General features: G+C 71.7%; 18 protein-coding genes. 17 read left to right on the top strand and 1 reads right to left on the bottom strand.

Annotation, left to right across the window (positions count from 1 at the left end):
- Positions 1 to 16: 16 nt before the first annotated feature.
- Positions 17 to 550 (bottom strand): inorganic diphosphatase, encoded by a 534-nt coding sequence (locus BLT21_RS10730; protein WP_091501806.1) that lies wholly within the window; start codon positions 548 to 550, stop codon positions 17 to 19.
- Between the two features lie 242 nt (positions 551 to 792).
- Between BLT21_RS10730 and tilS the strand changes: the two genes are divergently transcribed.
- The 17 genes from tilS (at position 793) to BLT21_RS10815 (ending at position 16,453) form a co-directional block, all read left to right on the top strand.
- Positions 793 to 1,794 carry a tRNA lysidine(34) synthetase TilS gene (tilS, locus tag BLT21_RS10735; protein WP_091501808.1) on the top strand — a complete coding sequence of 334 codons (1,002 nt, stop codon included), beginning with the start codon at positions 793 to 795 and terminating at the stop codon, positions 1,792 to 1,794.
- Positions 1,795 to 1,803: 9 nt separating this feature from the next.
- Positions 1,804 to 2,355 carry a hypoxanthine phosphoribosyltransferase gene (gene hpt, locus BLT21_RS10740; RefSeq protein WP_091501810.1) on the top strand — a complete coding sequence of 184 codons (552 nt, stop codon included), beginning with the start codon at positions 1,804 to 1,806 and terminating at the stop codon, positions 2,353 to 2,355.
- Positions 2,356 to 2,452: 97 nt separating this feature from the next.
- Entirely contained in the window at positions 2,453 to 4,468 is a 2,016-nt protein-coding gene (gene ftsH / locus BLT21_RS10745; RefSeq protein WP_091501812.1) for an ATP-dependent zinc metalloprotease FtsH, read from the top strand.
- Between the two features lie 9 nt (positions 4,469 to 4,477).
- Positions 4,478 to 5,068: a GTP cyclohydrolase I gene (gene folE / locus BLT21_RS10750; RefSeq protein ID WP_091501815.1), complete on the top strand. Its 591-nt coding sequence runs from the start codon at positions 4,478 to 4,480 to the stop codon at positions 5,066 to 5,068.
- Positions 5,065 to 5,880 carry a dihydropteroate synthase gene (gene folP / locus BLT21_RS10755; RefSeq protein ID WP_091501817.1) on the top strand — a complete coding sequence of 272 codons (816 nt, stop codon included), beginning with the start codon at positions 5,065 to 5,067 and terminating at the stop codon, positions 5,878 to 5,880. Before folE ends, folP begins: the two co-directional genes overlap by 4 nt.
- Positions 5,877 to 6,245: a dihydroneopterin aldolase gene (gene folB / locus BLT21_RS10760; RefSeq protein WP_091501819.1), complete on the top strand. Its 369-nt coding sequence runs from the start codon at positions 5,877 to 5,879 to the stop codon at positions 6,243 to 6,245. The genes folP and folB overlap by 4 nt, the downstream gene beginning before the upstream one ends.
- Complete coding sequence (folK, locus tag BLT21_RS10765) at positions 6,242 to 6,826, top strand: 2-amino-4-hydroxy-6-hydroxymethyldihydropteridine diphosphokinase (protein ID WP_091501820.1); 585 nt, start codon at positions 6,242 to 6,244, stop codon at positions 6,824 to 6,826. Before folB ends, folK begins: the two co-directional genes overlap by 4 nt.
- The gene (locus BLT21_RS10770; protein ID WP_091501823.1) at positions 6,823 to 7,311 is read left to right on the top strand and encodes a DUF3180 family protein; all 489 of its coding nucleotides are present in this window, start codon (positions 6,823 to 6,825) and stop codon (positions 7,309 to 7,311) included. Before folK ends, BLT21_RS10770 begins: the two co-directional genes overlap by 4 nt.
- On the top strand, positions 7,259 to 7,867 hold the full coding sequence (locus BLT21_RS10775; protein ID WP_091501826.1) for a PH domain-containing protein: 609 nt from the start codon (positions 7,259 to 7,261) through the stop codon (positions 7,865 to 7,867). Before BLT21_RS10770 ends, BLT21_RS10775 begins: the two co-directional genes overlap by 53 nt.
- Positions 7,864 to 9,732 (top strand): PH domain-containing protein, encoded by a 1,869-nt coding sequence (locus BLT21_RS10780; RefSeq protein WP_371113439.1) that lies wholly within the window; start codon positions 7,864 to 7,866, stop codon positions 9,730 to 9,732. Before BLT21_RS10775 ends, BLT21_RS10780 begins: the two co-directional genes overlap by 4 nt.
- Complete coding sequence (locus BLT21_RS10785; protein ID WP_091501828.1) at positions 9,729 to 10,433, top strand: DUF2520 domain-containing protein; 705 nt, start codon at positions 9,729 to 9,731, stop codon at positions 10,431 to 10,433. Before BLT21_RS10780 ends, BLT21_RS10785 begins: the two co-directional genes overlap by 4 nt.
- On the top strand, positions 10,430 to 11,089 hold the full coding sequence (locus BLT21_RS10790) for a formylglycine-generating enzyme family protein (protein WP_091501830.1): 660 nt from the start codon (positions 10,430 to 10,432) through the stop codon (positions 11,087 to 11,089). The genes BLT21_RS10785 and BLT21_RS10790 overlap by 4 nt, the downstream gene beginning before the upstream one ends.
- Positions 11,090 to 11,144: 55 nt before the next feature.
- Positions 11,145 to 12,662 (top strand): lysine--tRNA ligase, encoded by a 1,518-nt coding sequence (gene lysS, locus BLT21_RS10795; RefSeq protein WP_091501832.1) that lies wholly within the window; start codon positions 11,145 to 11,147, stop codon positions 12,660 to 12,662.
- Between the two features lie 98 nt (positions 12,663 to 12,760).
- On the top strand, positions 12,761 to 13,924 hold the full coding sequence (locus BLT21_RS10800; protein ID WP_091501834.1) for a DUF4192 family protein: 1,164 nt from the start codon (positions 12,761 to 12,763) through the stop codon (positions 13,922 to 13,924).
- A 4-nt stretch (positions 13,925 to 13,928) separates the two neighbouring features.
- The gene (locus tag BLT21_RS10805) at positions 13,929 to 14,120 is read left to right on the top strand and encodes a hypothetical protein (protein WP_091501836.1); all 192 of its coding nucleotides are present in this window, start codon (positions 13,929 to 13,931) and stop codon (positions 14,118 to 14,120) included.
- 65 nt (positions 14,121 to 14,185) lie between these two features.
- Positions 14,186 to 15,655 (top strand): cardiolipin synthase, encoded by a 1,470-nt coding sequence (cls, locus tag BLT21_RS10810; protein ID WP_256336055.1) that lies wholly within the window; start codon positions 14,186 to 14,188, stop codon positions 15,653 to 15,655.
- A gap of 60 nt (positions 15,656 to 15,715) precedes the next feature.
- Positions 15,716 to 16,453 carry a hypothetical protein gene (locus BLT21_RS10815; protein ID WP_091501840.1) on the top strand — a complete coding sequence of 246 codons (738 nt, stop codon included), beginning with the start codon at positions 15,716 to 15,718 and terminating at the stop codon, positions 16,451 to 16,453.
- Positions 16,454 to 16,540: the final 87 nt, after the last annotated feature.

Here is a 16,540-nt window from a genome sequence, read left to right on the forward strand (position 1 = left end):
CGCGTTCGCGTGAGACTCAGAGCGAGTTGGGCGCTGCGCCCTCACCCTGCGTCTTCGTCTGGCCCTCGTGCTCTTCGAAGCGATCGAACGCCTCGGAGACGAGACGCTCGGCCTCGGCCGCTCCGGCCCACTCGTCGACCTTGACCCACTTGTTGGGCTCGAGGTCCTTGTAGTGCTCGAAGAAGTGGCCGATCTCGTTCTTGGTCCAGTCGTCGATGTCGCCGACATCCTGGATGTGCGCCCAGCGCGGGTCCTTCGCCAGCACGGCCACGACCTTGTCGTCGCCACCGGCCTCGTCGCTCATCTTCAGCACGGCGACGGGGCGGACCTTCGCCAGGACGCCGGGGTAGATGTCGCGGTCGAGCAGCACGAGCACGTCGAGCGGGTCGCCGTCTTCGCCGAGGGTGTTCTCGAAGAACCCGTAGTTGCTGGGGTATCCCATCGGCGTGAACAGCACGCGGTCGAGGAAGACACGGCCGGTGCCGTGGTCGACCTCGTACTTCACGCGGCTGCCGCGGGGGATCTCGATGACGGCGTCGTACGCGCCCATACGTGTGCTCCTTCGATAAGACGGTGGGATGCCGCGGACCAGCCTACTGGCGGCAGCGCGGCGTGCCGCATACAGGCTCAGCCCAGGGTGCAGGGTGCCGCGGCGGGTCGTGCAGTGCGCTCAGCCTGTGGACGGCACCGCGCTCGCCGCCGAGCGCACCCGCACCCGCGCCCGCACGGCCGCACCGCCTGCCGCGACGGCACCGGCGGGCGGCCGGGGGCGGGGGCGGATACCGTGGGGGCGTGCCGTCGCTGAACCCCGCCATCGCCGAGATCCGCCGTGCCGTGCGGGCCTCGCTCGCGGCCCTGCCCGCCGGGAGCACGGTCGTCGTGGCGCTCTCGGGCGGGGCCGACTCGCTCGCCCTCGCGGCTGCCACGGCCTTCGAGGCGCCGAAGCTCGGTCTCCGCGCCGCGTCGGTGACGGTCGACCACAGCCTGCAGCCCGGCTCGGACGAGGTCGCGCTCGCCGCGGCCAACGCGGCAGCGGGCCTCGGGCTCGACCCCCTCGTGGTGCGCGTCGAGGTCGGAACGGCCGGTGGGCCCGAGGGTGCGGCCCGCGATGCCCGCTACGGCGTGCTCCGGGATGCTGCACGCGATGTCGGCGCGGCCGCCGTGCTCCTCGGGCACACGCTCGACGATCAGGCCGAGACCGTCCTGCTCGGGCTCGCGCGCGGCGCGGGTGCGACGAGCCTCGCCGGGATGGCCGCCGACCGCACCGATGAGGCGTCGGGCACCCGGTGGCTGCGCCCGCTACTGGCGGTGCGGCGCGAGACCACGGCTGCGGCGTGTGCCGCGGCGGGCCTCGACCCGTGGCACGATCCGCACAACCGCGACGACCGGTACCGCCGCGTGCGGGTCCGGGAACGGGTGCTGCCGCTCCTCGAGGCCGAGCTCGGGCCCGGCATCGCCGAGGCGCTGGCTCGCACGGCCGACCAGCTGCGCGAGGACACCGAGGCGTTCGACGACATGATCGCCGAGACGATCGAGGACATCGTCGAGCCGGCCGAGGCCGGCATCGCCATTTCGGTCGCGGCGCTCGCGGCGAATCCGCCGGCGCTCCGGCACCGCATCATCCGTCATGTCGTGCAGAGCGAGTTCCACGAGAGCCTCACGCGCAGCCAGACGCTCGAGGTCGCCCGGCTCGTGACCGACTACACCGGCCAGGGCCCGATCGACCTGCCCGGATGTCGCGCCCGCCGGGTCGGGCGCCTCGTCGAGTTCTCGGCGGGTGCGGGCGGCGCCTAAACTCGTCGCATGCGTGCCGCCGAGATCGCCGATCAGCTCACCGACGTCCTCGTCACGGAGGAGGAGATCCAGGCCAAGCTCGTCGAGCTCGCCGCACGGGTCGAGGCCGACTACGAGGGCAAGGAGCTCATCCTGGTCGGCGTCCTCAAGGGCGCCGTCATGGTGATGGCCGACTTCGCCCGCGCGCTCAAGCGCGACATCACGATGGACTGGATGGCGGTGTCGTCGTACGGGGCGAGCACGAAGTCGAGCGGTGTCGTCCAGATCCGCAAGGACCTCGACGCCGACCTGCACGGCAAGCACGTGCTGATCGTCGAGGACATCATTGACTCGGGCCTGACCCTCAGCTGGCTGCTCGAGAACTTCCAGTCGCGCGGCGCCGAGTCGCTCGAGGTGCTGGCGCTGCTGCGCAAGCCCGAGGCGGCCAAGGTCGAGATCGACTGCCGTTATGTGGGCTTCGACATCCCGAACGACTTCGTCGTGGGCTACGGCCTCGACTACGCCGAGAAGTACCGCAACCTGCGGGATGTCGCGATCCTCGCGCCGCACGTCTACAGCTGAGCCGGCGTCGATCCTTCGTGGGGCGTGCGGGCTCCCGGTACGCCCAAAACGAACGCACAGAGCCCGCATAGTCCCCGCGGGGTAGCCTGATCGCACCATGGACGTCAAGAAAGTCACGCGCAACCCGCTGATGTACGTGTTGCTCATCGGCGCGCTGCTGCTGATCGGTTTCATGCTGATCTCCAGCCTCACCGGTGCGAAGCAGATCACGACCCAGCAGGGATTCGAGCTGCTCCGGGGCGACACCGTCACGAAAGTGCAGACCACGGACGGTGATCAGCGCGTCGATCTGACGCTCTCATCCGACTTCGAGGGCGCGAACCAGGTGCAGTTCTACTTCACCTCGGCCCGCGCCGACGAGGTCGTCTCGGCCATCGACGCGGCGAACCCGTCCGAGGGGTACAACGATGTCGTGCCCCGCGCGACGTGGTTCGACGGCTTCCTCTCGCTCATGCTGCCGCTCGTGCTGCTGGGCCTGCTCTTCTGGTTCCTGATGTCGAGTGCGCAGGGCGGCGGCAGCCGCGTCATGCAGTTCGGCAAGTCGAAGGCGAAGCTCGTCACCAAGGAGACCCCCACGGTCACCTTCGGCGACGTCGCGGGCTCCGACGAGGCCATCGAGGAGATGCAGGAGATCAAGGACTTCCTGAAGGACCCGACGAAGTTCCAGGCCGTCGGCGCCCGCATCCCGAAGGGCGTGCTGCTGTACGGCCCTCCCGGAACCGGAAAGACCCTGCTCGCCCGCGCCGTGGCGGGCGAGGCCGGAGTGCCGTTCTACTCGATCTCGGGATCGGACTTCGTCGAGATGTTCGTCGGCGTCGGCGCGAGCCGTGTCCGCGACCTCTTCAAGGAGGCGAAGGAGAACTCGCCCGCCATCATCTTCATCGACGAGATCGATGCCGTCGGTCGCCACCGCGGCGCCGGCATGGGCGGCGGCCACGACGAGCGCGAGCAGACGCTGAACCAGATGCTCGTCGAGATGGACGGCTTCGACCCGAAGGTGTCGGTGCTGGTCATCGCGGCGACCAACCGGCCCGACATCCTCGACCCGGCGCTGCTGCGTCCGGGACGCTTCGACCGCCAGATCGGCGTCGACGCCCCCGACCTCAAGGGCCGTCAGAAGATCCTCGAGGTGCATGGACGCGGCAAGCCGCTCTCGCCGTCGGTCGATCTCGCCGTCATCGCCCGCAAGACGCCCGGGTTCACCGGCGCCGACCTCGCGAACGTCCTCAACGAGGCGGCCCTCCTGACCGCGCGCTCCAACGCGCAGCTGATCGACATGCGCGCTCTCGACGAGGCGATCGACCGCGTCATCGCCGGTCCGCAGCGTCGCACGCGCGTCATGAAGGACAAGGAGAAGCTCATCACGGCGTACCACGAGGGCGGCCACGCCCTCGCCGCCGCGGCGATGAACCACTCCGACCCCGTCACGAAGGTCACGATCCTTCCCCGCGGCAAGGCGCTCGGCTACACGATGGTGCTGCCGCTCGAGGACAAGTACTCCGTCACGCGCAACGAGCTGCAGGATCAGCTCACCTATGCGATGGGCGGACGCGTCGCCGAGGAGGTCGTCTTCCACGACCCCACGACGGGCGCCTCGAACGACATCGAGAAGGCGACGGGCATCGCCCGCAAGATGGTGACCGAGTACGGGATGACGACCGAGGTCGGTCCGGTCAAGCTCGGCTCGTCGTCGGGCGAGGTCTTCATGGGTCGCGACATGGGTCACGGCCGCGACTTCTCGGAGCGTATCGCCGAGCGCGTCGACGCCGAGGTGCGGCTGCTGATCGAGCAGGCGCACAACGAGGCGTACGAGGTCATCAACGCCAACCGCGACGTCCTCGACAAGCTCGCGCTCGCCCTGCTCGAGGAGGAGACCCTCGATCACCTGCAGCTCGCCGAGATCTTCAAGGACATCCGGAAGCTCCCGCCGCGTCCGCAGTGGCTCTCGAGCGACGAGCGTCCGGTCTCGACCCTGCCGCCGATCGACGTGCCCAAGCGTCGCGAGGAGGCCGGACTCGCCGCATCCACGGTCGCCGAGAACGAGGCGGAGACCGCCGCCGAGCGTGCGCCGCAGCGCCGTCCCTCGGGGCAGGCGCGACCCGCGACCGCGTAGGCTCGGGGCGTGGCCGTCGATCGCGAACGCGTCGCCGCCCTCGTGCGCGACCTGCTCGAGGCGATCGGGGAGGACCCCGACCGCCCCGGTCTGAAGCAGACCCCGCAGCGTGTGGCCGACGCCTATGCGGAGTTCTTCGCCGGCGTGGGCGCCGACGCGGCCGAACCCCTCGCGCACACCATCTCGGTGGCGCGGGGACCGGCGCCCGACACGCTGCCGTCGGGCGCGGTGATGGTGCGCGGCATCCGTTTCCGGTCGGTCTGCGAGCACCATCTGCTGCCGTTCGCCGGTCACGCCCACATCGCCTACCTGCCGGGGGAGCAGGTCGTCGGTCTGGGGGCGCTGCCGCGCGTCGTCGACACCCTGGCGGCCCGCCCGCAGGTGCAGGAGCGCCTGGGCGAGCAGATCGCCGACACCATCGCGGGTGCCCTCGATGCCCGCGGCGTGCTCGTCGTGCTGGATGCGGCGCACGAGTGCGTCACCATGCGGGGCGGTCGCCAGGCGGATGCCACGACGGTGACGGTCGCCGCTCGCGGGGCGTACATCGAGCCGGCGGCCCGTGCCGAGCTGATCGCCCTCATCTCGGGCGGCGCCTCATGACGACGATCATGGGCATCCTCAACGTGACGCCCGATTCGTTCAGCGACGGGGGGCGCTACCTCGACCTCGATGCCGCCGTGATGCATGCCGAGGCGCTGCGCGACGCCGGCGCGCACATCGTCGACATCGGCGGCGAGTCGACTCGGCCCGGCGCGGAGCGGGTCGCCCCCGAGACCGAGCGCGCGCGTGTCGTCCCGGCCGTCGAGGCGCTCGCGGCACGGGGGTTCGTCGTGAGCGTCGACACGATGAACGCCGCGACCGCGGCTGCCGCGGTGACGGCGGGAGCCCGCATCGTCAACGACGTGTCGGGCGGTCTCGCCGACCCCGAGATGTTCCCGGCCGTCGCGGAGTCGCGGGCGGACGTCGTCATCGGCCATTGGCGCGGACATTCGGCGGACATGTACGCGACCGCGCGCTACGAGGACGTCGTCGGCGAGGTCGTCGCCGAGCTGCAGGAGCGCGTCGCGGCGGCCCTGGCCGCGGGCATCGCCCCCGAGCGCATCGTGCTCGACCCGGGCATCGGCTTCGGGAAGCGCGGCGACCAGAACTGGGCCGTGCTCGGCGGGCTCGGCCGCGTCGTGGCCCTCGGCCACCGGGTGCTCGTCGGCACGAGCCGCAAGGGGTTCCTGCGCGATGCGATGGATGAGCCCCCCGCATCCGACGGACAGACGGACCGTGGCCGTCGCGACCTGGCGACGGCCGTCACGAGCGTGCTCGCGGCCGATGCCGGCGCGTGGGGCGTGCGGGTGCACGATGTCGCGACCACCCGTGACGCGCTGGCCGTGCGGGCACGGTGGCGGGAGGCCTCATGAGCGACCGCATCACTCTGCGCGGCATCCGAGCGACGGGGCACCACGGCGTCTACGACCACGAACGTCGTGACGGGCAGGAGTTCGTCGCCGACGTCGAGCTCGAGCTCTCGCTCGCCGACGCCGCCGCGAGCGACGACGTCGCCGACACGGTGCACTACGGCGAGCTGGCGGAGGCTGTCGCGGGCATCCTGTCGGGCGAGCCGGTGGACCTGCTCGAGACCGTGGCCGACCGCATCGTGCGCGCCGCCCTCGCATACGAGCGGGTCGACGCCGTCACCGCGACGGTGCACAAGCCGCAGGCGCCCATCACGGTGCCGTTCGGCGATGTCAGCGTGACCCTCACCCGCCGACGGGAGACCTCATGAGCCGCCGACTCGCCCAGGATTCTCCCTCGCTCCCCGACGACGACCAGCGCCCGGCGCAGCGTGCCGTCGTCGCCGTCGGCGCGAACCTCGGCGATCGCGCCGATACCGTCGCGCGTGCGGTCGCCGAGCTCGACGGGCTGCCGCTGACCCGCCTCGTCCGCGCCGCCGAGCCGCTCGAGACGGTCGCGCTGACCCTCGACGGGCCGGACGCCGAAGCGCCCGCCTACCTCAACACCGTCGCGCTCGTCGACACGCGCCTCGCCCCGAGCGTGCTCCTGGCGTACCTGCATGCCATCGAGCAGCGGCACGGCCGCGCACCGCGCACCGCCGACCAGCCGCGCTGGCAGGACCGCACCCTCGATCTCGACCTCATCGTCCACGGGGATGCCGTGATCGACACGCCGACCCTGGTGCTGCCGCATCCGCGGGCGGCCGAGCGCGACTTCGTCCTGGGCCCCTGGCTCGCCGTCGATCCCGACGCGGCGATCCCCGGACGGGGTCGCGTCGATGCGCTCCTCGCGGCGCTGTCCGATGCGCACGCCTCGGGTGCCGGCCCGGGCGCCCCCGGGGGTGCGCCGTGAGACGCACATCGCCCGCGTCTCTCATCGTGGCGGCGGTGCTCGGCATCGCCGCCGGCTTCGTGATCGATCAGGCGCTCACCTCGGCGGGACGCGCCACGTTCACGCCCTCGATCATGCTGCCGGTGCTCTTCGTGCTGCTGGGGGTGTCGGTGGTGGCCCTGGCGTTACCGATCCGGCGCTCCACACGCGGCCTGGCGCCCCGCGTGGATCCGTTCCGAGCCCTGCGGGTCGCGATGCTTGCGAAGGCGTCGAGCATCGTCGGGGCCGTCGTCGGCGGCATCGGCGTCGGTCTGCTGCTGTTCCTCTTCACACGACCGGTCACCCCGTCAGTAGGCTCATCGGGAGCGGTCGTCGCCGTGATCGTCGGGGCCGTCGTGCTCGTGGCGGCCGGCGTGATCGCCGAACAGCTGTGCACCATTCGGAAGGACGACGATGACGACCAGCCCGGACCACCCGAGCCCGACGCCACTCCCTCCCACCACTGACGCGGCGGAGCCGGGGGCGATCGATCCGACGCTCGACGCCGGTACCTACGACCGCATCCGCGAGCCCCGCAGCGCAGGCCGCCTGGCACTCGAGCAGGGGGTCTGGCACCAGATCTCGCGCAAGTACCTCGCCGTCCAGCTGATCAGCAACGGCGTCGTCCTCGCGATCATCGTGACGGCGATGCTCGTGCTCGTGCTGCTGGTCGATCAGATGTGGGCGCTCATCCCGGGACTCATCCTGGCGGCGCTCACGATCGCGGGCATGGCCGTCCTGCCCCGGCAGGTGCGCTCGATCGGATACCAGCTGCGCGAGGACGACCTCGTGTTCCGCCGCGGCATCCTGTGGCAGCGGATGGTCGCCGTGCCCTACGGGCGCATGCAGCTCGTCGACATAACGCACGGCCCGCTCGACCGCGGCTTCGGCATCGCGCAGCTGAAGTTCGTCACGGCCGCGGCGGCCACCGGCGTCGTCATCCCGGGTCTCACGCAGCAGGCGGCCGAGGCGCTGCGCGACCACCTCATGTCGGTCGCCGAGACGCGACGGGCCGGACTGTGACCGATCCGACCCCCGAGCCGGGGCCGAACCCGGTCGCCGGCCCCGACCTGAGCCCGCCGCCCGTCGACGCGGCCGGATCGGCGCCACCCGCCGAGCTCGTGCGCTCGCCGCTCAGCGACGGCGAGTGGCATCGGCTGCATCCGCTGACGCCGTTGCTGCGGGGCGGACTCGCTCTGCTCGTCGTGCTCGGCATCGTCGTCGCGAACCTGCGCGACCGGCTCATCGCCATCTTCGTGCCCGCTTTCGCGCCCGATGCGCCCATCGACGAGTGGGAGGAGTACGAGGCCGCCGGCGATCCCATCGGATGGGTCGTCGCGAACAACCTCCTGCTCATCGCGCTGCTCATCACCCTCGGGGTGCTCGCGGTCGTCATCGGCGGGTTCTATCTGTCGTGGCGGTTCCACACGTTCCGCATCACGGGCGACGACGTCGAGGTGCGAAGCGGCATCCTGTCGCGCACCCACCGTCGCGCACCGCTCGACCGGGTGCAGGGCGTCAACCTCACGCGGCCCGCGATCGCCCGGCTGCTCGGTGCCGCCAAGCTCGAGATCGTGGGTGCGGGCGCCGACGCCAACGTCAAGCTCGAGTACCTCTCGACCGGCAACGCCGAGACGATCCGTGCTGACATCCTCCGTCTGGCCTCGGGTCAGCGCCTCGCGGAGCAGCGTGCCGCGGCCGCCGCCGCGGGCGGAGCGCGTCACGGCGTCACCGACACCGTGACGCGGGGCCTGACCGGACTCATCGAGGGCGACGACGCCGACGGCGTCGAGCCGGCGTCGGTCGTCCGCATTCCGCCGGGGAGGCTCGTCGCTTCGCAGGTCGCCGGCTGGGGCACCGTCATGATCCTCGCCGGCGCCACGATGCTCGCGATCGCGCTGTCGCAGGGCGTCTTCTGGGTGCTGTTCGCCTACTTCCCCGCGCTGCTGGGCCTCGGCGCCTACTGGGTGCGCTCGATCGTGAAGTCGCTGCGCTACTCGATCGCTCCGACCCGTGACGGGGTGCGCGTGACCTTCGGCCTGTTCACGACGGTGTCGGAGATCCTGCCGCCCGGGCGCATCCACGCCGTCGAGATCACCCAGCCCATCTTCTGGCGGGCGTTCGGGTGGTGGTCGGTGCGGATCAACCGGATGACGGGACGCAGCGCATCCGACACCACGACCGATCAGTTCACCACGGTCCTCCCCGTCGGCACCCTCGCCGACGTCGAGCGCGTGCTCGGGCTCATCCTGCCGACCGTCGGCGACGAGGAGCGGGCGGCGATCGTCCGTGACGGCGTGCTCGGCGGCGCGGCGTCCGACGGCGGATACCTGACGACGCCGCGCCGCGCACGCATCCTGCGTCCGCTGTCGTGGCGACGGAACGGCCTCACGATCGACGGCGACCTGCTGCTGCTGCGCCGCGGTGTCGTCTGGCGGAAGCTCGCGGTCCTGCCGCTCGCGCGGCTGCAGTCCTTGGGCGTGCACCAGGGCCCGGTCGACCGGGCCCTGCGCGTCGCGACGCTGCGCGCCCACACCGTCGCCGGGCCGGTGCTCACCTCGGTGACGGGTATCGACCGCGATGACGCGATCGCGTCGTTCGAGCGGGTCGCCCGGGTGGCCGTCTCGGCGGCCGCGTCCGATCGCTCGCACCGCTGGGCCGAGGCGACGGATGGCGGCGCGCCCAGTCCCGAGCCCGCGTGGGACGTCGCGTCGACGACGCCGGCGCCCCTGCCTGTTCCGAGCCCGAGCCCGCAGCCGAGCCCGACGCCCCCGGTCCCGACCGCGCTGCCGCCCGGTGCCGCGCCGCCGCCGCCCTACGTGCCACCGCCCGCAGACATCGACCCCGACGTCGCTTCGTCGGATGCATCGCCGGCGGCGGACCGATGACCGCGGCCTCGCGCCTGGGCGTCGGCATCATCGGTGCGGGTCGAGTGGGCCCGGTCATCGGCGCGGCGCTCGCGGGCGCCGGGCACGCCCTCACCGGCATCACCGCGGGATCCGACCGCGAACGCGTCGACGCGGTGATCCCGGGCATCCCGGTGCTCGACGCCGACGAGGTCGTGCGCCGCAGCGAGCTCGTCGTCATCGCGGTCCCGCATGACGAGCTCGGGCCGCTCGTCAGCGGGCTCGCCGAGCTCGGCGCCTGGCAGGTCGGGCAGCTCGTGCTGCACACCGACCCGGGGCACGGCCTCGAGGTACTGGCCCCCGCCGCTGCGCGCGGTGCGATCCCGCTCGCCGTGCATCCGGCGATCGCCTTCACCGGGTCCACCCTCGACCTGCGTCAGCTCGTCGGCGCCTATGCCGCTGTGACCGCCCCCGCCGCCGTCCTGCCGATCGGGCAGGCGCTCGCCGTGGAACTCGGATGCGAGCCCGTCGTCGTCGCCGACCGCGACCGCCCGGCTTACGGCGAGGCGATCGCGACCGCGACGCACTTCGCGGCGTCGATCGTGCAGCAGTCCGCGGCTCTGCTCGACGACGCCGGCGTGCCCGCTCCGGGCCGGTTCCTGTCGACGCTCGTGCATTCGACGGTCGAGCGGGCGCTGACGGCCGCCGGCCGTGGCGCAGCGCCCGATGACGAGCTGCTGTGACCGACGTCGAACTGGCCCGCATCCCCGCCGGTGAGCTGCCGGTCGCGGGTGCGCGTCGCGGTCCCCGGGTCGAGGCGTTCGAGATGGGCGTCTACCCCGTGACCGAGGAGCAGCTCGGCGAGCTGCTCGGGATCACCGCGGCGCATCCCCGAAGGCCGGCTGTGGACCTGTCGTGGCTGCGAGCGGTGCGGTTCTGCAACGCGCTGTCGGAGTGGGAGGGTCTCGACACCGCCTACGCCGTGGACGGCGACACGGTGCGGTGGGACGAGGACGCCGACGGATACCGGCTGCCGACCGAGCTCGAATGGGAGTACGCGTGCCGCGCGGGCTCGGGCGCTGCGCAGTACGGCCCGCTGTCCGAGGTCGCGTGGACCGCGTCGGACGGCGTCTCGTCGCCGCAGCCTGTCGGCGGCCGGCATCCCAATCTCTTCGGGCTCTTCGACACGCTCGGCAACGTGTCGGAGTGGTGCTGGGACCTCGTCGCCCCCGATGCCGGGTCGCGTGACCGGGTGTTCCGGGACGGCAGCTTCGCCGACGCCCCGACGTCGGTGCGCGCCGGCACGCGCCGCGGTGCGCCGCCGAGCAGCACGCACGACGACATCGGCCTGCGCGTCGCCCGCGGGCCGTACGCCGGGCCGCCCGGCGCCCCGGCGTAGCACCCGCAGTGCGCTCGGTAGACTGGCACGTCGAATCCCGAGGAGTTTTTCTGCCATGAGCGACGCGCCCGTGCACCCCACCGACGACGCCGACGACGTCATCGAGCAGAAGGCCGTGCGCCTCGCCAAGCGCGAGCGCCTGCTGGCCGAGCGGTCGGATGCCGCGGGCGGCGCGTACCCCGTCGCCGTGGCGGTCAGCGACACCATCCCAGCGCTCCGGGCGCGCTACGCCGACCTCGAGGCCGGCGCCGAGACCGGGGTCACCGCCTCGGTCGCCGGTCGTGTCGTCTTCAGCCGCAACACCGGCAAGCTGTGCTTCGCCTCGTTGCAGGCGGGCGACGGCAGCCGCATCCAGGCCATGGTCTCGCTCGCCGAGGTCGGCGAGGAGTCGCTGCAGGCGTGGAAGGAGCTCGTCGACCTGGGCGACCACGTCTCGGTGACCGGGCAGGTCATCTCGAGCCGTCGTGGCGAGCTCTCGATCATGGTGACGGCCTGGCAGATCGCGTCGAAGGCGTTGCTGCCGCTGCCGAACCTGCACTCCGAGCTGAGCGAGGAGAGCCGCGTGCGCTCGCGGTTCCTCGACCTCATCGTCCGCGACACCGCGCGCGAGACGGTCGTCGCACGGGCGAAGGTCAACGCCTCGCTGCGTCGCACGTTCGACGAGCACGGCTTCCTCGAGGTCGAGACCCCGATGCTGCAGGTGCAGCACGGCGGTGCGGCCGCACGACCGTTCGTGACGCACTCGAACGCGTTCGACACCGAGCTGTTCCTGCGCATCGCGCCGGAGCTGTTCCTCAAGCGCGCCGTCGTGGGCGGCATCGACCGCGTCTTCGAGATCAACCGCAACTTCCGCAACGAGGGTGCCGACTCGACGCACAGCCCCGAGTTCGCGATGCTCGAGGCCTACCAGTCGTACAGCGACTACAACGGCATCGCCGATCTGACGCAGGAGCTCATCCAGAACGCCGCCGTCGCGGTCGCGGGGTCGACGACGGTCACGTGGGCCGACGGCACGGAGTTCGACCTCGGCGGCCAGTGGGACCGCATCTCGATGTACGACTCGCTGTCGGACGCGGCCGGCCGGGCCATCACGCCCGAGACCTCGCTCGACGAGCTGCAGGCGCTCGCGGCCGAGGTGGGCGTCGTCGTTCCCGAGAAGGTCGCGACGCACGGCAAGCTCGTCGAGGAGCTGTGGGAGCACTTCGTCAAGGGCGGGCTCGAGCGGCCCACTTTCGTCATGGACTTCCCGGTCGACACGTCGCCGCTCGTCCGCGAACACCGCACGATCGCCGGTGTCGTGGAGAAGTGGGACCTCTATGTCCGCGGCTTCGAGCTGGCGACCGGCTACTCGGAACTCGTCGACCCGGTCATCCAGCGCGAGCGCTTCGTCGAGCAGGCGAAGCTCGCCGCCCGCGGCGACGATGAGGCGATGCGCGTCGACGAGGAGTTCCTGCGGGCCCTCGAGCACGGGATGCCGCCCACCGGCGGCATGGGCATGGGCATCGACCGTCTGCTGATGGCGATCACCGGGCTCGGCATCCGCGAGACGATCCTCTTCCCGCTCGTCAAGTAACCCCGTCGGCTCCTGCGCGCCGAGGAGCGCGAGCGGTCTCTCCACATCCCGCCGGGACGGGGCCCGGCGCCGGGGCGCGCGCCGCCAGCCTGGTCTGCATGACCACGACCGTCCGTGCCGCGGATGCCGCGCACTTCCTCTCCCTCGTCCCTCATCTGCTGGGCTTCGCGCCGCGCCGCAGCCTCGTGGTGGTGCCCTTCGCGGGCTCCCGCAGCCTCGGCGCGATGCGGGTCGATCTGCCGCCCGACTCGCTCGAGGCGTTCGACAGCGCGGCCGCCACGATCGTCGGCATGGTGTGCCGCATCCCGGATGCCGACGCGCTGACGGCGATCGTGTACGCGCCCGGGTCGGCGGCGGACGGTCTTCCGGGCGTGCCGGTGCTGGCCGCCGTCGGCCGCGCGGCCGACGCGTGCGGGGTACGGGTCGTCGACCTGCTCACGGTCGCGAGCGACGGGTGGGGCTCGCACCTCGATGCGACGTGCCCGCCCGGCGGGCGGCCTCTCGACGAGATCGGGAGCGCCGCCGAGCGACACGGCGATCCGGCCCCCGGCCGCAGCCTCGACGACGATCACGCCTCGGGCGCCGAGCTGCCCCGCCACTCGGCGGCCGAGCGTCGGATCGTCGGGGGAGCGCTCCGCTCGCTCGAGACGGCGTTGGCGGTCGTGTGCGGAATCCCGCGCGTCGGCGGCGGCCGCCGTGGATCGCGTGAGGGAGACGACGGAGGCGTCGCACCCGAGGCGTTGACCGCCGCCTGCGAGCTCGACGATCCGCCGCTCCTGTTCGAGCGGGTCCTCCTCGGTGACCCGTCCGAGCTCGAGCCCCTCGTCGTCGCCCTGCTGGCGTGGTGCCTGGCCCGCCCGTCGCTGCGCGACGTGGCCCTCGTGCAGTGGGCCACCGATGCGGCCCACGGCGCAGATGCGCTCGAGGCGCAGCGCCGCTGGGAGGAGGGCGAGGACTACCCCGAGCGGCTCGGGAGCATCATGTGGGGCGACGGCGACCGGCCCGAGCCCGGCCGGCTGCTGGCGGCGCTCGAGGTGGTCCGCGAGGTCGCCGCACTCGCCCCGCGTCGGCTGCGTCCGGGACCGCTCGCGCTGTGCGCCTGGCTCGCGTGGGCGCTCGGCCGCTCGACGCACGCGGCGTCGTATGCGCAGCGAGCGCTCGAGATCGACCCCGATCACGGTCTCGCCGAGATCCTGCTGTCGTTCGTGCAGGTCGGCCATCTGCCCGACTGGGCGTTCCACCAGCGGCGGCACGTACGATAGGGGCATGGACGAATACGTGGGCGCGGTCATCTGGTCGCTGCTGCCGACCCTGGTGGTCTCGGCGCTCTTCGTCTTCGTCATCCGCGGCATCCTCCGGATGGACCGCACCGAACGTCGGACGTACGCGAAGATCGAGGCCGAGGAGCGCGCGGCGCGCGGCCTCGCGGCTCCTGCGCCCGACCGTTCGACCCCCTGAGCCGGCGGGATGAGCGGTCGCGCCCGATACGCTGATTCCGAGGAGATCGGAGGGGCGGCGTGACGATCGAGTTCACCGCGTTCGAGTTCCCCGGATGGTGGCTCGTCCTGGTCTTCATCGCCGACCTCGTCATCCGCATCACCGCGGTCATCGTCGTGCCGCGCAACCGCCGCCCGACCGCGGCGATGGCGTGGCTGCTCGCGATCTACTTCATCCCGTTCGTCGGCGTCCTGCTGTTCCTGCTCATCGGCAACCCGCGGCTGCCGCGCAAGCGCCGGTGGATGCAGCGCGAGATCAACCAGTACATCCGCGAGACGAGCGAGGGCCTCGACTTCGGCACGCTGCGTCCGGACGCGCCCGCCTGGTTCACCTCGGTCGTGACCCTGAACCGGAACCTCGGCGCGATGCCCCTCGCCGGCGACAACGGGGCCGAGATCATCTCGGACTACGAGGAGAGCATCCGACGGATGGCGGAGGAGGTCCGCCGCGCGGAGCGCTACGTGCACGTGGAGTTCTACATCCTGCAGTCCGACGAGACCACGGATGTGTTCTTCACCGCGCTCGAGGAGGTCGCCGCACGTGGCGTGACGGTGCGCGTGCTGCTCGACTACTGGGCGAACCGGGGCAAGCCCCGCTACCGCGAGACCGTCAAGCGGCTCTCGGCGATGGGCGCCGACTGGCACCACATGCTGCCGGTGCAGCCGCTGCGCGGCAAGTACCAGCGTCCTGATCTGCGAAACCACCGCAAGCTCATCGTCATCGACGGCTCGGTCGCCTTCACCGGGTCGCAGAACATGACCGACTCGACCTACAACCTCAGGAAGAACATCAAGCGCGGCCTGCACTGGGTCGACCTGATGGTGCGCGTGCAGGGCCCCGTGGTGGCCAGCATCGACGCGGTGTTCCTCTCCGACTGGTACAGCGAGACCGGCTCGGCGCCGTCGGAGGACGTCGGGCTCTTCGAGCTCGAGAGCGGACCGGGCGACCTCGACTGCCAGATCGTGCCGTCGGGACCAGGCTTCGAGTTCCAGAACAATCTCAAGCTCTTCACGGCGCTCCTGTTCGCCGCTCAGAAGCGGATCATCATCGTGAGCCCGTACTTCGTGCCCGATGAGGGCCTGCTCCTGGCAGTTCAGACGGCGTGTCAGCGGGGGCTGCAGGTCGAGCTGTTCGTCTCCGAGGAGGGCGACCAGGCGATGGTCTACCACGCACAGCGCAGCTACTACGAGGCGCTGCTGCGCGCCGGCGTGAAGATCTGGATGTACCCCAAGCCCTACATCCTGCACACCAAGAGCCTCACGATCGACGACGACGTCGCGATCATCGGGTCGAGCAACATGGACATGCGCTCGTTCGGTCTCAACCTCGAGATCTCGATGCTCGTGCGCGGTGAGGAGTTCATCGCCCAGCTCCGCGGGGTCGAGGACCAGTACCGGTCGCTCTCGCGCGAGCTCACTCTCGAGGAGTGGATGAAGCAGCCGCTCCGCTCGACGGTGCTCGACAACCTGGCACGTCTGACCTCCGCACTGCAGTGATATCGCGCGAGACGATCGCGGGCCTCCCGACACTCTCGGGATGACGGAAGGATGAGATTCATGACGACGACACGGACCACGACGGCATCCGCTCTGCTGCTCCTGGCAGCCCTCGCGCTCGCCGGCTGCGCGACGACCCCCGGAGGCGCGGCTCCTGGAAGCCCCGACGCCGCGACGCCGGACTCGGGCTCCACCGCCCCCGCCGACGACGCGGAGCTCGACGCCGCCTGGCTCGACGGCGGACGCGGCATCGGGCTGATCACCTACGGCAGCTCGTCGTGTCAGCCGGTCGTGGGCGAGGTGTCGGCGGCCGGGCAGACGGTCACGGTCGAGCTCAGCGATCCCGAGGGGGTCGCGTGCACGCGCGACTACGTCCCCCGCGCCTCGTACGTCGCTCTGCCCGCGGGGATCGATCCTGCGCAGGACGTCGAGATCGTCGTGACCGGCGGTTACACCGGAGACGCCGACATCGACGGGGTACCCGGGCTCGACGTGACCACCGGCGAGATGGCCGTCGACATGGTGCCGAGCGCCGGCTGGTTCGCCGACGGCGGACTCGTGCTGCTCACGTACGGCTCCTCGAGCTGCCCGCCCGTGTTCGAGGCGGTCGCGCTCGACGAGGCCGGGGCGGTGCGTGCGACCGAGGCCGCCGCACCGGCGGACCAGGTCTGCACGATGGATTACGCGCCGAGGCTGAGCGTACTGCAGCTGGCGGGCGTCTCCGACGACGCACTCCCGAACGAACTCGTGCTCGTCTCGGCCGCGGGCGACGAGCAGCGCGTCGACATCATCGGCTGACCGCCAGGCTTCGCCGGTAGCCCCGCTCGCGACTGCTGGGGCGGTGCTGGGGTCGGGCCCCGCGATACCGAGTTCCGGCCCCAGGCC

The sequence above is a fragment of the Microbacterium sp. cf332 genome (assembly GCF_900102175.1).
Classification (GTDB): Bacteria; Actinomycetota; Actinomycetes; order Actinomycetales; family Microbacteriaceae; genus Microbacterium.

What these genes read in the sequence shown, in the direction of transcription:
- BLT21_RS10730 (WP_091501806.1), bottom strand. Translation starts at nt 550, where the DNA reads ATGGGCGCGTACGACGCCGTCATCGAGATCCCCCGCGGCAGCCGCGTG.
- hpt (WP_091501810.1), top strand. Translation starts at nt 1,804, where the DNA reads ATGCGTGCCGCCGAGATCGCCGATCAGCTCACCGACGTCCTCGTCACG.
- ftsH (WP_091501812.1), top strand. Translation starts at nt 2,453, where the DNA reads ATGGACGTCAAGAAAGTCACGCGCAACCCGCTGATGTACGTGTTGCTC.
- folP (WP_091501817.1), top strand. Translation starts at nt 5,065, where the DNA reads ATGACGACGATCATGGGCATCCTCAACGTGACGCCCGATTCGTTCAGC.
- folB (WP_091501819.1), top strand. Translation starts at nt 5,877, where the DNA reads ATGAGCGACCGCATCACTCTGCGCGGCATCCGAGCGACGGGGCACCAC.
- folK (WP_091501820.1), top strand. Translation starts at nt 6,242, where the DNA reads ATGAGCCGCCGACTCGCCCAGGATTCTCCCTCGCTCCCCGACGACGAC.
- BLT21_RS10775 (WP_091501826.1), top strand. Translation starts at nt 7,259, where the DNA reads ATGACGACCAGCCCGGACCACCCGAGCCCGACGCCACTCCCTCCCACC.
- BLT21_RS10785 (WP_091501828.1), top strand. Translation starts at nt 9,729, where the DNA reads ATGACCGCGGCCTCGCGCCTGGGCGTCGGCATCATCGGTGCGGGTCGA.
- lysS (WP_091501832.1), top strand. Translation starts at nt 11,145, where the DNA reads ATGAGCGACGCGCCCGTGCACCCCACCGACGACGCCGACGACGTCATC.
- BLT21_RS10800 (WP_091501834.1), top strand. Translation starts at nt 12,761, where the DNA reads ATGACCACGACCGTCCGTGCCGCGGATGCCGCGCACTTCCTCTCCCTC.
- BLT21_RS10805 (WP_091501836.1), top strand. Translation starts at nt 13,929, where the DNA reads ATGGACGAATACGTGGGCGCGGTCATCTGGTCGCTGCTGCCGACCCTG.
- BLT21_RS10815 (WP_091501840.1), top strand. Translation starts at nt 15,716, where the DNA reads ATGACGACGACACGGACCACGACGGCATCCGCTCTGCTGCTCCTGGCA.